Annotated in this window: 13 protein-coding genes and 1 pseudogene; 11 read left to right on the top strand and 3 right to left on the bottom strand. The window is 71.8% G+C overall.

Annotated features, from left to right (window positions below):
• Positions 1–29: 29 nt before the first annotated feature.
• Entirely contained in the window at positions 30–665 is a 636-nt protein-coding gene (locus tag ACIP5M_RS11795; protein WP_401195222.1) for a DJ-1/PfpI family protein, read from the top strand.
• On the opposite strand, the gene ACIP5M_RS11790 is transcribed toward ACIP5M_RS11795, so the two are convergent.
• Positions 658–1,416 (bottom strand): enoyl-CoA hydratase/isomerase family protein, encoded by a 759-nt coding sequence (locus ACIP5M_RS11790; protein WP_401195220.1) that lies wholly within the window; start codon positions 1,414–1,416, stop codon positions 658–660. The two genes, ACIP5M_RS11795 and ACIP5M_RS11790, sit on opposite strands and share 8 nt — an antisense overlap.
• An 87-nt stretch (positions 1,417–1,503) precedes the next feature.
• Between ACIP5M_RS11790 and ACIP5M_RS11785 the strand changes: the two genes are divergently transcribed.
• Positions 1,504–2,229 carry an HdeD family acid-resistance protein gene (locus tag ACIP5M_RS11785; protein WP_401195218.1) on the top strand — a complete coding sequence of 242 codons (726 nt, stop codon included), beginning with the start codon at positions 1,504–1,506 and terminating at the stop codon, positions 2,227–2,229.
• Positions 2,230–2,359: 130 nt separating this feature from the next.
• Complete coding sequence (locus ACIP5M_RS11780) at positions 2,360–2,863, top strand: ATP-binding protein (protein WP_401195215.1); 504 nt, start codon at positions 2,360–2,362, stop codon at positions 2,861–2,863.
• Positions 2,864–2,923: 60 nt separating this feature from the next.
• Here ACIP5M_RS11780 and idi read toward each other — a convergent pair whose 3' ends face one another.
• Positions 2,924–3,523 (bottom strand): isopentenyl-diphosphate Delta-isomerase, encoded by a 600-nt coding sequence (gene idi, locus ACIP5M_RS11775; RefSeq protein WP_401195212.1) that lies wholly within the window; start codon positions 3,521–3,523, stop codon positions 2,924–2,926.
• Positions 3,524–3,685: 162 nt separating this feature from the next.
• A pseudogene (locus ACIP5M_RS11770) lies at positions 3,686–4,453 on the bottom strand (SAM-dependent methyltransferase); the annotation flags it as partial.
• A gap of 430 nt (positions 4,454–4,883) precedes the next feature.
• Between ACIP5M_RS11770 and ACIP5M_RS11765 the strand changes: the two are divergent.
• The 8 genes from ACIP5M_RS11765 (at position 4,884) to hpnC (ending at position 13,232) form a co-directional block, all read left to right on the top strand.
• Positions 4,884–6,662: a DUF5941 domain-containing protein gene (locus ACIP5M_RS11765; protein ID WP_401196281.1), complete on the top strand. Its 1,779-nt coding sequence runs from the start codon at positions 4,884–4,886 to the stop codon at positions 6,660–6,662.
• On the top strand, positions 6,659–7,411 hold the full coding sequence (locus ACIP5M_RS11760; protein WP_401195209.1) for a sugar phosphate nucleotidyltransferase: 753 nt from the start codon (positions 6,659–6,661) through the stop codon (positions 7,409–7,411). Before ACIP5M_RS11765 ends, ACIP5M_RS11760 begins: the two co-directional genes overlap by 4 nt.
• Complete coding sequence (locus ACIP5M_RS11755; RefSeq protein ID WP_401195206.1) at positions 7,399–8,460, top strand: iron-containing alcohol dehydrogenase family protein; 1,062 nt, start codon at positions 7,399–7,401, stop codon at positions 8,458–8,460. Before ACIP5M_RS11760 ends, ACIP5M_RS11755 begins: the two co-directional genes overlap by 13 nt.
• On the top strand, positions 8,438–9,217 hold the full coding sequence (locus tag ACIP5M_RS11750; protein WP_401195203.1) for a CDP-alcohol phosphatidyltransferase family protein: 780 nt from the start codon (positions 8,438–8,440) through the stop codon (positions 9,215–9,217). The genes ACIP5M_RS11755 and ACIP5M_RS11750 overlap by 23 nt, the downstream gene beginning before the upstream one ends.
• An 8-nt stretch (positions 9,218–9,225) precedes the next feature.
• The gene (locus ACIP5M_RS11745; RefSeq protein ID WP_401196278.1) at positions 9,226–10,098 is read left to right on the top strand and encodes a glycosyltransferase family 2 protein; all 873 of its coding nucleotides are present in this window, start codon (positions 9,226–9,228) and stop codon (positions 10,096–10,098) included.
• Positions 10,099–10,193: 95 nt separating this feature from the next.
• Positions 10,194–11,123, top strand: a complete 930-nt coding sequence (locus ACIP5M_RS11740) for an ABC transporter permease (RefSeq protein WP_401195201.1) — start codon at positions 10,194–10,196, stop codon at positions 11,121–11,123.
• Entirely contained in the window at positions 11,116–11,898 is a 783-nt protein-coding gene (locus ACIP5M_RS11735; RefSeq protein ID WP_401195199.1) for an ABC transporter ATP-binding protein, read from the top strand. The genes ACIP5M_RS11740 and ACIP5M_RS11735 overlap by 8 nt, the downstream gene beginning before the upstream one ends.
• A 398-nt stretch (positions 11,899–12,296) precedes the next feature.
• Positions 12,297–13,232, top strand: a complete 936-nt coding sequence (gene hpnC, locus ACIP5M_RS11730; RefSeq protein WP_401196275.1) for a squalene synthase HpnC — start codon at positions 12,297–12,299, stop codon at positions 13,230–13,232.
• Positions 13,233–13,235: the final 3 nt, after the last annotated feature.

Raw genomic sequence — 13,235 nt, 5'->3', positions numbered from 1 at the left:
GAGAAACCGCCTACCGCTCCGGAGGAGCCATGCAGATCGCCGTACTGCTCTACGACCGGTTCACCTCGCTCGACGCCGTCGGGCCCTACGACACCCTCGGGCGGCTGCCCGGGGCCGAGACCGTGTTCGTCGCCGAGCGGCCCGGGGCCGTGCGCAACGACTCCGGGTCGCTCGCGCTCGTCGCGGACAAGGCGCTCGGTGACGTGCCGAGCCCCGACATCATCCTGGTGCCCGGCGGGCCCGGGCAGAGCGACCAGATGGAGAACGAGGTCCTCCTCGACTGGCTGCGGACCGCCGACTCCACCAGCACCTGGACCACCTCCGTGTGCACCGGCTCGCTGCTGCTGGCCGCCGCCGGGCTGCTCCGGGGGCGCCGGGCCACCTCCCACTGGCTCGCCCTCGACCAGCTCCCGCTCTACGGGGCCACCCCCACCGGGGAGCGGGTGGTCACCGACGGCAAGTACGTGACCGCCGCCGGCGTGTCCTCCGGCATCGACATGGGGCTGACCCTGCTGGGCCGGATCGCCGGGGACCGGGTGGCGCAGTCCGTACAGCTGCTGACCGAGTACGACCCCCAGCCGCCCTACGACGCGGGCTCGCCCGACACGGCCCCGGCCGACCTCGTGGAGGAGTGGCGCGGCAAGAGCCGTTTCATCCTCAAGTAGTCCAGGTCCACATGAAGCGGGGCTGGCGACGCTCCAGGAAGGCGGCGACACCCTCCGCGGTGTCGCCGCTCCCCGTCGCCTGGGCGGTCCAGTACGCGTCCCGGTCCGTCCGGCCGTCCGCGAACTCCTTCGCCGCCGCCTGGGTGAGCTGCGAGCGCGCCGCCAGGATCCGTACGAACTCCGCCACGCGCTTGTCCAGTTGACCGGCCGGTACCAGCTCGTTCAGGAAGCCGGCCCGCAGCGCCTGCTCCGCGCCGATCAACTCCGCCGAGAAGAGCAGGTACTTGGCCCACGCGGGACCCACCAGGCCGGCCAGCCGCCGGGTGGAGGACGCCGGGTAGACGATGCCCAGCTTCGCCGGGGTCACCCCGAACGACGCCCCCTCCTCGGCGAACCGCAGGTCGCACGCGGCCGCCAGCTGGCTGCCGCCGCCCACGCAGAAGCCCCGGACCGCCGCCAGCGTCGGCTTCGGGAAGGCGGCCAGCGCCTCCTCCGCCGCCACGGCCAGCGCCTGCGGGTCGTCGTCCCCGCCGATGGAGGAGATGTCGGCCCCGGCGCAGAAGGTCGGTCCCGCTCCGGTCAGCACGAGCACCCGTACGGCAGGATCCGCCGCCAGTTCCGCCAGCAGCCCGGGGAGCGCCCGCCACATGCCGGCCGTCATGGCATTGCGTTTGGCGGGGTGCGAGATGACGACGGTGGCGACCCCGTCGGAGACCGTGTGCAGGAGGGCTGCGTCCCGGGCTGCGTCCATGCGCCGGATGCTATCCCGGGCCGCCGCTCCTATGATCAAGGGGATCGAGGCCAGTCCGTCCGGGGGGTGCGAGGAGGTGGCACGCCCATGGGCGCAGACGACCGTACCGGCGCGAAGGACGCCAAGGGCGGGAAGGGCGCCAGGAGCGCCGACAGCGCCAAGGGCCGCGAACCGCAGCGGGAGAAGGAGAAACTGAGCCGCAGTTTCGGGCTGCTGACCCTCCTCGGGGTGATTCTCGTCCTGGCCGGTCTGGTCGGCCTGGTCTACACCGGCGTGGCCACCCTGACCTCGATGTTCCTCTTCGGCTGGCTGCTGCTGGTCGGGGGTGTGGTGGGCCTGTTCCACGCCGTGCAGTCGCGCAAGAGCAACTACTTCTGGCTGGCGGTCATCGTCGCCGCGATCAACCTGGCGGCCGGCTTCGTGGTTCTGCGCCGTCCGGAGGCGAGCGCGGAGGCCCTGACGATGTTCGCCGCGCTGCTCTTCCTCACCGGCGGGGTCTTCCGGCTGGCCGGCTCCCTCGTGGTGCGCGGTTCGAACTTCGGGCTCTCGCTCGTGCAGGGCGCCTTCGGCATCCTGCTGGGCGTCCTGATCCTGTCGAACTGGCCCGGCAACAGCCTGTACGTGATCGGTACCTTCTTCTCGCTCGCCCTCCTGTTCGACGGGCTGAGCCTGGTGGGGCTGGGCATGGGCGCCCGCCGCATCCTGGGGTTGGTCAGGGACGACGGGGCGGACTCCGGGCCGGCGGCGGCGGACGATGCGCGCCAGGCGGCCGAGAAGCACCGCACAGAAGATCAGGAACAGTCGAACAACTGACTCTGTCATACGCCAGTGGTCAGAAAGTGTCCGATTGACGCTGACTTCTGGTCAGGGCTCCGGCCCGGACCGGCCCGTTCCCCACTCTGGAGGCGTGGAGACGATCGAGCGTGAAGACGGGGGACGAAAGATGGATGTCAGCGGGAGCGTCCCGCCAGCCAGGGAGGGGGAACCGCAGGCTCCGGCCGATCCCCTCGCGTACGAGGGAGTGTGGCGGTTCACCGCTCCCGCCGTAGAAGAATCCGTTCCGCAGGCGCGCCGTGCGGTCCGGGACCTGCTGGGGCGCCAGGGGGTGCCCGCGCACCCGGACCTCGTGTACTCCCTGCTGCTGATCGTCTCCGAACTGGTGACGAACTCGGTCCGGCACGCGGCCCTGCTCTCGCCGGAGGTGGCCGTGGAGGTCGCGATCGGCCGCGAGTGGGTACGGGTGGCCGTCGAGGACAACCATCCGTACCGTCCCAAGGCGCTGGAGGCCGATTTCGGCCAGACCGGCGGCCGGGGGCTGCTCCTCGTCCGGGAGGTCACCCTGGAGGCCGGCGGGGTCTGCGACGTCGAGCACACCTCGACCGGCGGCAAGGTCATCTGGGCGGCGCTGCCGCTCACCGCACCGGCCCCCGCCGCCCCCGCCGTCTGAACGGCGCGGTGCCGGGGACCGGGGCCGGACGGCGGGAAGCCCGACGGCGCCGACGGAGGGCTACCAGCCCGCGGCCTCACCCGTCAGCTCGCGGATCGCGGGCCGCGCCGCGTCCAGCACGGTCATGAACCAGGCCGAGAACGGCGCTTCGGCGTGCCGCTTCGCCAGCTCCTCGGCGGTGACGAAGGCGGTGTCCCCGACCTCCTCCGGATCCGGCCGGACGACCGCCTGCGCGAGTCCCACGAAAAGGTGGTTGAACTCCTGCTCCACCAGGCCCGACGCGGGGTCCGGGTGGTTGTAGCGCACGGTCCCCGCCTCCGCCAGCAGCGAGGGCGACAGCCCCAGCTCCTCGTGGGTCCGCCGGGCCGCCGCGGCGAACGGGGACTCTCCGGGATAGGGGTGACCGCAGCACGTGTTCGACCAGACGCCGGGGGAGTGGTACTTCCCGAGCGCCCGCTGCTGGAGCAGCAGGCGGCCCTGCTCGTCGAAGAGGAACACGGAGAACGCCCGGTGCAACAGCCCGGGCGCCTGATGGGCGGAGAGCTTCTCCGCCGTGCCGATGGTGTTCCCGGACTCGTCGACCAGTTCGAGCATGATCGGCTCTTGAGTCGCGGTGCCGTTGGACGCGCTGCTCGCGGCGGTGGCTGGTGTGGTCGGCATACCCATCCTTCGCTTCGGACTTCGGCCCTCAGTCTGCCGTACAAAAGCGGCTTGCCCCCACTTACGACGTCCGCGCATGTCTGCCCCCTCCCCGCGTGACAAGCGGGGAGGGGGCAGAGGTCACGCCACCTGGTGCGCCCCCGGCGGTGGCCCGGGAGGCGCCGGGTTGACGGCCCGCAGGACGTAGCCCGTGTACCCGTACTCGTTCCCGTGGCGGGCCCGTACGCCGAGCTCCTCGCGCGTGGCGGCCAGCGCGGCCGCCATCGCGGGGGCGTGGGGCTCGGCGGCCCGGGCCCGCACCCGCTCGGCGAGCGGTCCGTAGTACTCGGCCCAGTCGGAGTCGGGCAGGTGGTGCACGCCGAGCACCCGGTACCCGGCGGCCCCTGCGGCCGCGAGGTTCCCCGCCGTGGAACGCAGCAGCGGGTAGTCGCGGTCCCAGAAGGCCCGCGCCCCGGCCGACGGCTCCGCGACCGTCCACTCGCACTCGGTCAGCACCAGGGTGCCTCCCGGGGCGAGCAGCCGCTTCCACCGGGCGAGCGCGGTGTCGAAACCGATGGCATAGGCGGATCCCTCCGCCCACACGAGGTCGAAGGAGCCGTCGGGGCAGGGGAGCGCGCCCATGTCCGCCCGGACCGGGTGGACGCGGTCGGCGAGCCCCCGGGCCGCGGCGGCCGTACGGAGCTCTTCGAGGAAGGGGCCGTGGAGGTCCACGGCGGTCACCTCGGCGCCGCCCGCCCCTCCCGCTTCGGCGGCGAGCAGCAGGGCGCTGCGGCCGGGGCCGCAGCCCAGGTCGAGGACGCGCGGCCGCCGGGGCAGCGGTCCGCACAGGGACAGCAGACGGCGGGTGCTCGCGTCGGAGCCGGGAGCCTGCCGGGGCAGGCCGCCGTGCAGGTCGAAGAACGCCTCCCGGAAGGCGGCGCCGTCGTCGATGCCGGTACGGGTGTCGCCGGTGGCGTGGGTGTTGCTGGTGTTGTCGGTCAACGTGAACCCTTGAACGGGGGCCCCGGCCGACGAGGCGCGCCCAGCGGTGGCTGGGGGATCAGCTGATGATCAGGCCTGGCCGGATGCCCGGAGGAGAGAGGGGATGCACCGGAGTTCGCTGCGCACGGCAGCGACCACTGCGACGGTCATCGACCCACCTCTTCCCACTCGGCTCGTTCTGGGGCGTGTCCACCGTAACACCGGCGCCGTTTGTGGTACGCGCGGTGATCGTCAATGATGACCCGGCAGGGCCCGGAGCCCCGGGACGTACGGCTCGTCGGGGTGTAAACGGGTGGTGAACCCCCGCTTCCATTCATCCGATAGCCTCTGCCGACGTGCCGCCGCCCCCCGAGGCGCCCGTTACAAGGAGTGAGTTCGTCTGCCGACCGCCATCCTCACCGGCCTGCCGGTTCCCGGATCACCGCTCGCGGACGAGCTGCGCTCCCTCGGCTTCGAGGTCCGCCCCGCCGCGGGCCCCGAGGACGTCGCCGCCGCACTGGGCGCCGTACCCGCCGACCAGCGGGTGGCCGTCGTGGACAGTGCCTTCGTCGGACACCTCCACGCCCTGCGCCTCGCGCTGACCGACCCCCGCTTCGACGCCTGCGCCATCACCGGCGCCCTGGCCGTCCAGCCGGGTGCCCGGGCCGCCCTGGACAAGGCCGCCGCGACCGTTGGCCACGGCCCGGCGCCGTACCCCGACCTGCTCGCCGCCGAGGTGGAGGGCGCCGGGACCGCCGTTCAGCGGCCGGAGCTCGGCACGCTCGTCGCCGCCGTCCCGGCCGGCGACGCGGAGCACCGCGCCGCGACCGCCGCCGTCGCCGCCGTCGACGACGAGGCCGTGCGCCTGCGGACCGCCGTGAAGTCCCGAGACGGGTTCTTCACGACCTTCTTCATCAGCCCCTACTCGCGCTACATCGCCCGCTGGTGCGCCCGCCGCGGCCTGACCCCGAACCAGGTCACCACCGCCTCGCTGATCACCGCGCTGATCGCGGCCGGCTGCGCCGCCACCGGCGAGCGCTGGGGCTACGTGGCCGCCGGTGTGCTGCTGCTCGTCTCCTTCGTCCTGGACTGCACCGACGGGCAGCTGGCCCGCTACTCGCTCCAGTACTCGACGATGGGCGCCTGGCTCGACGCGACCTTCGACCGCGCGAAGGAGTACGCCTTCTACGCGGGCCTCGCGCTCGGCGCGGCCCGCCACGGCGACGACGTCTGGGCACTCGCGCTGGGCGCCATGATCCTCATGACCTGCCGGCACGTCGTGGACTTCTCCTTCAACGAGGCCAACCACGACGCCACCGCGAACACGAGCCCCACCGCCGCCCTGTCCGACCGGCTCGACAGCGTCGGCTGGACGGTCTGGGTCCGGCGCATGATCATCCTGCCGATCGGCGAGCGCTGGGCCATGATCGCGGTGCTGACCGCCGCGACCACCCCCCGGATCGTCTTCTACGCCCTGCTCGCCGGCTGCGCCTTCGGCGCGCTCTACACCACCGCCGGCCGGATCCTGCGCTCGCTGACCCGCAGGGCCGAGCGCACCGACCGCGCGGCCCAGGCGCTCTTCGACCTCACCGACTCCGGGCCGCTCGCCGAGTTCCCCCGGCGCCTGCTGAAGGCCCGCAGGCCGGCCGCGAGCTCCGTGTGGGTGGCCGCCTTCGGAAGCCTCGCGCTCGTCGGGTTCACGCTGGGCCGCCCGTACGGCGACCCGGTGCTGATCGCCGTCGCCGTGCTGTACGCCGTGGCCGCGGGCGAGGCCGTCTCGCGCCCCCTCAAGGGCGCCCTGGACTGGCTGATCCCGCCGCTGTTCCGGGCCGCCGAGTACGTGACCGTCCTCGCGCTCGCCGCGAAGGCGGACGTCCCCGGGGCCCTTCCCGCGGCATTCGGACTGGTCGCGGCCGTCGCCTACCATCACTACGACACGGTCTACCGCATCCGCGGTGGCTCGGGCGCGCCCCCGCACTGGCTGGTGCGGACGATCGGCGGCCAGGAGGGCCGGGTCCTGCTGACCGTGGTCCTGGCCGCCGTCCTGAGCCGGGACGCGTTCCCCGTCGCGCTCACGGCCCTGGCCGTGTTCGTGGCACTGGTGGTGCTCGTGGAGAGCATCCGCTTCTGGGTCTCCTCCGGAGCACCCGCCGTACATGACGAAGGAGAACCAGCATGATCGGCCTTGTACTCGCGGCCGGTGCCGGACGCCGCCTGCGTCCCTACACCGACACCCTGCCCAAGGCCCTCGTGCCCGTCGGTCCCGAGGGCCAGGAGGAGAGCCTCACGGTCCTCGACCTGACGCTCGGCAACTTCGCCGAGGTCGGCCTCACCGAGGTCGCCATCGTCGTCGGCTACCGCAAGGAGGCCGTCTACGAGCGCCGCGAGGCGCTGGAGGCCAAGTACGGCGTCACGATCACGCTGATCGACAACGACAAGGCCGAGGAGTGGAACAACGCCTACTCCCTGTGGTGCGCGCGTGACGTCCTCAAGCAGGGCGTGATCCTCGCCAACGGCGACACCGTCCACCCCGTCTCCGTCGAGAAGACCCTGCTCGCCGCCCGCGGCAACGGCCAGAAGATCATCCTCGCCCTCGACACGGTCAAGAACCTGGCCGACGAGGAGATGAAGGTGGTCACCGCCGACGGTCAGGGCGTCCGGAAGATCACCAAGCTGATGGACCCGGCAGACGCCACCGGCGAGTACATCGGTGTCACCCTCATCGAGCCCGAGGCCGCCGAGCAGCTCGCCGAGGCCCTGAAGACCACCTTCGAGCGCGACCCCGACCTCTACTACGAGGACGGCTACCAGCAGCTCGTCAACGACGGCTTCACCATCGACGTGGCCCCCATCGGCGACGTCAAGTGGGTCGAGATCGACAACCACGACGACCTCGCCAAGGGCCGGACGATCGCATGCCAGTACTGACGAGGCTCATCCCCTCGCCGGTCGTCGTCGACATCAGCTGCGGGGCGATGGACAAGCTGCACGGCGTCCTGGCCGACCAGCGGATCTCCGCGTCCGGCACGCTCGCGATCGCGATCAGCGGGGGCTCCGGCGTCGCCCTGCGCGCCAAGCTGGAGCCCGTACTGCCCAACGCCGACTGGTACCCGGTCGTCGACGGCACCATCGACTCCGCGGTCAAGCTGGCCGACGACATAAAGGGCCGCCGCTACGACGCCGTCGTGGGCCTGGGCGGCGGCAAGATCATCGACGTGGCGAAGTACGCCGCGGCGCGGGTCGGGCTGCCCATAGTGGCCGTCGCCACCAACCTCTCGCACGACGGCATCTGCTCGCCGGTGTCCATCCTGGACAACGACAACGGGCGCGGCTCCTACGGCGTTCCGACGCCGATCGCCATGGTCATCGACCTCGACGTGATCAAGGAAGCCCCGGTGCGGTTCGTCCGCGCCGGCATCGGCGACGCGATCTCCAACATCTCGGCCATCGCCGACTGGGAGCTCTCCCACCGCATCACCGGCGAGCCCATCGACGGCCTGGCCGCCGCGATGGCCCGTACGGCCGGCGAATCCGTGCTGCGCCACCCCGGCGGCTGCGGCGACGACGAGTTCCTCACCGTGCTGTCCGAGGGCCTGGTGCTCTCCGGCATCGCCATGTCGATCAGCGGTGACACCCGCCCCTCGTCCGGCGCCTGCCACGAGATCAGCCACGCCTTCGACCTGCTCTACCCCGGGCGCTCCGCGCTCCACGGCGAGCAGGTCGGCATCGGCGCCGCCTTCGCGATGCACCTGCGCGGGGCCGAGCAGCAGTCCGGGCTCATCGTCGAGGTGCTGCGCCGGCACGGCCTGCCGGTGCTGCCCGACGAGATCGGCTTCAGCGTCGACGAGTTCGTCACGGCCGTCGAGTACGCCCCGCAGACCCGCCCGGGACGCTTCACGATCCTGGAGCACCTCAACCTGTCCGCCGCCGAGATCAGGGACGCGTACGCCGACTATGCCCAGACCATCCGTAGCTGAACTCCGGCCGGTCGTCCACCCGCCGGGCGTCAAGGACCGGCGCAGCGGCGAGCACTGGGGCGGCCGCCTCTACATGCGCGAGATCTCCCTGCGCATCACCCGCCGCCTGGTCACCACCAAGGTCACGCCGAACCAGCTGACCTACGTGATGACCCTCGCCGGCGTGCTCGCGGCCCCCGCCCTGCTGGTGCCGGGCGTCTGGGGCGCGGTCCTCGGCGTGGTGGCGGTCCAGCTGTACCTGCTGCTCGACTGCGTCGACGGCGAGGTGGCCCGCTGGAAGAAGCAGTTCTCGCTGTCCGGCGTGTACCTGGACCGGGTCGGCGCCTACCTGTGCGACGCGGCGGTCCTGGTCGGTTTCGGCCTGCGCGCCGCCGACCTGTGGGGCGGCGGCCGGATCGACTGGCTGTGGGCCTTCCTGGGCACCCTCGCGGCGCTCGGCGCGATCCTGATCAAGGCCGAGACCGACCTGGTCGGCGTCGCCCGGCACCAGGTCGGCAAGGAACCGGTCAAGGAAGCGGCGTCCGAGCCGCGCTCCTCCGGCATGGCGCTCGCCCGCCGGGCGGCCGCCGCGCTGAAGTTCCACCGCCTGATCCTCGGCATCGAGGCCTCCCTGCTCATCCTGGTGCTGGCCGTGCTGGACCAGGTCCGGGGCGACCTGTACTTCTCCCGCCTCGGCGTCGCCGTCCTGGCCGGCATCGCGCTGCTCCAGACGCTGCTGCACCTGGTGTCGGTCCTGGCCTCCAGCAGGCTCAAGTGACCGCGCCGATGCGGCTGGGCGCCGTGATCATCACCATGGGCAACCGGCCCGACGACCTCAAGGCGCTCCTCGACTCGGTCGCCCGCCAGCAGGGCGACCCCGTCGACGTGGTCGTCGTGGGCCAGGGCGTCGAGGTCACCGGGCTGCCCGAGGGCGTGCGCACCGTGTCGCTGCCCGAGAACCTGGGCATCCCGGGCGGCCGCAACGTCGGCATCGAAGCCTTCGGCCCCGGCGGCCGCGAGGTGGACGTCCTGCTCTTCCTGGACGACGACGGCCTGCTGGAGCGCACCGACACCGCGGAGCTGTGCCGCCAGGCCTTCGCGGAGGACCCCGAGCTGGGCATCGTCAGCTTCCGGATCGCGGACCCTGAGACGGGTGTCACCCAGCGCCGTCACGTGCCCCGGCTGCGTGCCTCCGACCCGATGCGCTCCTCCCGCGTGACCACCTTCCTGGGCGGCGCGAACGCGGTGCGCACGAAGGTGTTCGAGCAGGTCGGGGCGCTGCCGGCGGAATTCTTCTACGCGCACGAGGAGACCGACCTGGCCTGGCGGGCCCTCGACGCGGGGTGGCTGATCGACTACCGGGCGGACATGGTGCTGCTGCACCCGACGACCGCCCCCTCCCGGCACGCCGTCTACCACCGTATGGTGGCCCGTAATCGTGTGTGGCTCGCCCGCCGCAACCTGCCCGCTCCGCTGGTCCCGGTCTACCTGGGCGTCTGGCTCCTGCTGACGCTCCTGCGCAGGCCCTCCGGACCCGCGTTGAAGGCCTGGTTCGGCGGGTTCCGGGAGGGGTGGACCTCTCCCTGCGGTCCCCGCCGCCCGATGAGATGGCGTACGGTCTGGCGGTTGACCCGTCTGGGCCGACCACCTGTCATCTGACCAGCCCGCGTCTGCGAACATGGCGCGATCATGGGCCTCGTGCCACCGGCCTGATGCCCGACCTGGCCGCATCTTGAAGACGAAAGTTTCAACTTGTGAGTGACACAACCCACGACGGCGCCCTCGCCACGAGCAAGCCGCCGTCCGCCGACGCGGGACTGAGCCCCGCGGAGCTCGCCAGGAAGTACGGCCTCTCGGTGAGCGGCGCCCGACCCGGTCTGGGCGAGTACGTGCGCCAGCTCTGGGGCCGGCGCCACTTCATCATGGCGTTCTCCCGGGCCAAGCTGGTCGCGCAGTACAGCCAGGCGAAGCTCGGCCAGGTCTGGCAGGTGGCGACCCCGCTGCTGAACGCCCTGGTCTACTACCTGATCTTCGCGCTGATCCTCCAGGCGGACCGCGGCATGGAGAAGGGGGTCTACATCCCCTTCCTGGTGATCGGCATCTTCGTCTTCACCTTCACGCAGAGCTCCCTGATGGCGGGTGTCCGGGCGATCCCCGGGAACCTCGGCCTGGTCCGCGCGCTGCACTTCCCGCGCGCCTCCCTGCCGATTTCCTTCTCGATGCAGCAGCTCCAGCAGCTGCTGTACTCGATGATCGTCGTCCTCGTGGTCGTGATGGCCTTCGGGAACTTCCCGCGGCTTTCCTGGCTGCTGGTCCTTCCCGTGCTGGTGCTGCAGTTCGTCTTCAACACCGGCCTCGCCATGGTCTTCGCGCGGCTGGGCTCCAAGACCCCCGACCTCGCGCAGCTGATGCCGTTCGTCACGCGTACGTGGATGTACGCCTCGGGCGTGATGTTCTCGATCAGCGAGATGCTCAAGGACAAGCCCGCGTGGATCGCCGACGCGCTCCAGTGGAATCCCGCGGCGATCTACATGGACCTGATCCGGTTCGCCCTGATCGACAACTACGGCGCGGAGAACCTGCCGCCGCACGTGTGGGCCTTCGCCGTCGGCTGGGCCGCTCTGATCGGCCTCGGCGGCTTCGTGTACTTCTGGAAGGCTGAGGAGCGTTACGGCCGTGGCTGAGAACACCCAGGGGCGCGTCCCCACCGTCATCGCCGACGGCGTGCACATCGTCTACCGCGTCAACACCGGCAGCTCCGGCAGGGGCAGCGCCACGGCGGCGCTCAGCAAGATAATCCGCCGGGGCAAGGGCGACGCTCCGGGCGTCCGCCGGGTCCACGCCGTACGCGGTGTCTCCTTCACGGCGTACCGCGGCGAGGCCATCGGGCTCATCGGCTCGAACGGCTCCGGCAAGTCCACGCTGCTGCGTGCCATTGCCGGCCTGCTGCCCTGCGAGGAGGGCAAGGTCTACACCGACGGCCAGCCCTCGCTGCTGGGTGTCAACGCGGCGCTGATGAACGATCTGACGGGCGAGCGCAACATCGTCCTCGGCGGTCTCGCGATGGGCATGAGCCGCGAGCAGATCAAGGAGCGCTACCAGGACATCGTGGACTTCTCGGGCATCAACGAGAAGGGCGACTTCATCTCCCTGCCGATGCGCACCTACTCCTCCGGTATGGCGGCGCGCCTGCGCTTCTCCATCGCGGCGGCCAAGGACCACGACGTCCTCATGATCGACGAGGCTCTCGCCACCGGTGACCGCAGCTTCCAGGTGCGCTCCGAGAACCGCATCCGCGAACTGCGGCAGAAGGCCGGCACCGTCTTCCTGGTGAGCCACAACAACAAGTCCATCCGCGACACCTGCGACCGGGTCCTGTGGCTGGAAAAGGGCGAACTCCTGATGGACGGGCCCACGGAGGAAGTCGTCTCGGCCTACGAGAAGGCGACCAACGGCTGACCGCCGCCGCGCACTCCCCGCCCCCGGGCGGACACGCCGAGGCCCCCGCCGCTCCGCACGGCGGGGGCCTCGGCGTGTCCGTGGCGTGCGGTGCGCCGCTTCCCGTCGCCGTCGTGCCGGCGACATGAGCGGGCACAGCGAATACCCCAGAGGCTTCCGCGGCGTTGTACAGCGTAAGCTGAAGCAGTCCTGAATCGCGGCAAGAGGGGACGATTCCCCGCAGGTGAACGGCCCTGGGGGCGCCCCGGGGAATTCCCGGCGGCGTGTCCGAAATAGGATGTATTGGGTCGGCAGTGTAGAACGGGAGATGTGACGGCAATGGCTACGGGAATTCTCCGGCCCCCAGGCATTACGGCCGTCCCCGCCGCGGGCGGCGGGCGGTGACCCCGGCGCACGGCATCCGTCCCCCGTCCGACACCGCCCACGCGCGCGCCACCCTCGACGCCTCCGCGCGCGCCACCCTCGACAAGGCCGCCACGGAGAACTTTCCCGTCGCCCCCGCTTTCCTGCCCCGTGCCTGGCGGGACGGCCTGATGGCGGTCTACGGCTACGCCCGGCTCGTCGACGACATCGGCGACGGCGACCTCGCCCCCGGCGGGCGCGACGCCGTCCTCCTCGGCCTCGACCCGGCCGCCGCCGACGACCGGCTCGCCCTGCTCGACGCCTTCGAAGCCGACCTGCTGCGCGTGTTCGGAGGCACCGACGGCCCCCCGCGCCACCCCCTCCTGCTGAACCTGCAGCCCGTCGTCCGCGACCACGGCCTGACCCCCGAGCCGTTCCTCGGGCTGATCGAGGCCAACCGCCAGGACCAGCGGGTCGCGCGCTACGAGACGTACGGGGACCTCCTCGCCTACTGCGAGCTCTCGGCCAACCCGGTCGGCCGGCTCGTGCTGTCCCTCACCGGCACCGCCACCCCCGAGCGGATCCGCCGCTCCGACGAGATCTGCACCGCGCTGCAGATCGCCGAACACCTCCAGGACGTCGCCGAGGACCTCGGCCGGGACCGGATCTACCTTCCCGCCGAGGACATGCGGCGCTTCCACGTGGGCGAGGCCGACCTCAAGGCCCCGACCGCCGGCGCGTCCGTCCGCGCCCTGGTCGCCTTCGAAACCGAACGCGCCCGCGAGCTCCTGGATGAAGGCACCCCGCTCGTGGGTAGCGTGCACGGCAGGCTCCGGTTGCTCCTCGCGGGCTTCGTGGGAGGGGGGCGTGCGGCCCTGCGGGCCGTCACCGCCGCCGGTTTCGACGTACTTCCCGGCCCGCCCAAGCCCACCAGGAGCGGCCTGCTCCGCGAGGTGGCCGCCGTCCTGCGCACAGCGCCGAGAAAGGGGTGAGCC

It is taken from the genome of Streptomyces sp. NPDC088762, from assembly GCF_044750905.1.
Taxonomy (GTDB): Bacteria; Actinomycetota; Actinomycetes; order Streptomycetales; family Streptomycetaceae; genus Streptomyces.
This window is presented reverse-complemented; position numbering and strand designations above follow the sequence as displayed.

What these genes read in the sequence shown, in the direction of transcription:
- ACIP5M_RS11795 (WP_401195222.1), top strand. Translation starts at nt 30, where the DNA reads ATGCAGATCGCCGTACTGCTCTACGACCGGTTCACCTCGCTCGACGCC.
- ACIP5M_RS11790 (WP_401195220.1), bottom strand. Translation starts at nt 1,416, where the DNA reads ATGGACGCAGCCCGGGACGCAGCCCTCCTGCACACGGTCTCCGACGGG.
- ACIP5M_RS11785 (WP_401195218.1), top strand. Translation starts at nt 1,504, where the DNA reads ATGGGCGCAGACGACCGTACCGGCGCGAAGGACGCCAAGGGCGGGAAG.
- ACIP5M_RS11780 (WP_401195215.1), top strand. Translation starts at nt 2,360, where the DNA reads ATGGATGTCAGCGGGAGCGTCCCGCCAGCCAGGGAGGGGGAACCGCAG.
- idi (WP_401195212.1), bottom strand. Translation starts at nt 3,523, where the DNA reads ATGCCGACCACACCAGCCACCGCCGCGAGCAGCGCGTCCAACGGCACC.
- ACIP5M_RS11760 (WP_401195209.1), top strand. Translation starts at nt 6,659, where the DNA reads ATGATCGGCCTTGTACTCGCGGCCGGTGCCGGACGCCGCCTGCGTCCC.
- ACIP5M_RS11755 (WP_401195206.1), top strand. Translation starts at nt 7,399, where the DNA reads ATGCCAGTACTGACGAGGCTCATCCCCTCGCCGGTCGTCGTCGACATC.
- ACIP5M_RS11750 (WP_401195203.1), top strand. Translation starts at nt 8,438, where the DNA reads ATGCCCAGACCATCCGTAGCTGAACTCCGGCCGGTCGTCCACCCGCCG.
- ACIP5M_RS11745 (WP_401196278.1), top strand. Translation starts at nt 9,226, where the DNA reads ATGCGGCTGGGCGCCGTGATCATCACCATGGGCAACCGGCCCGACGAC.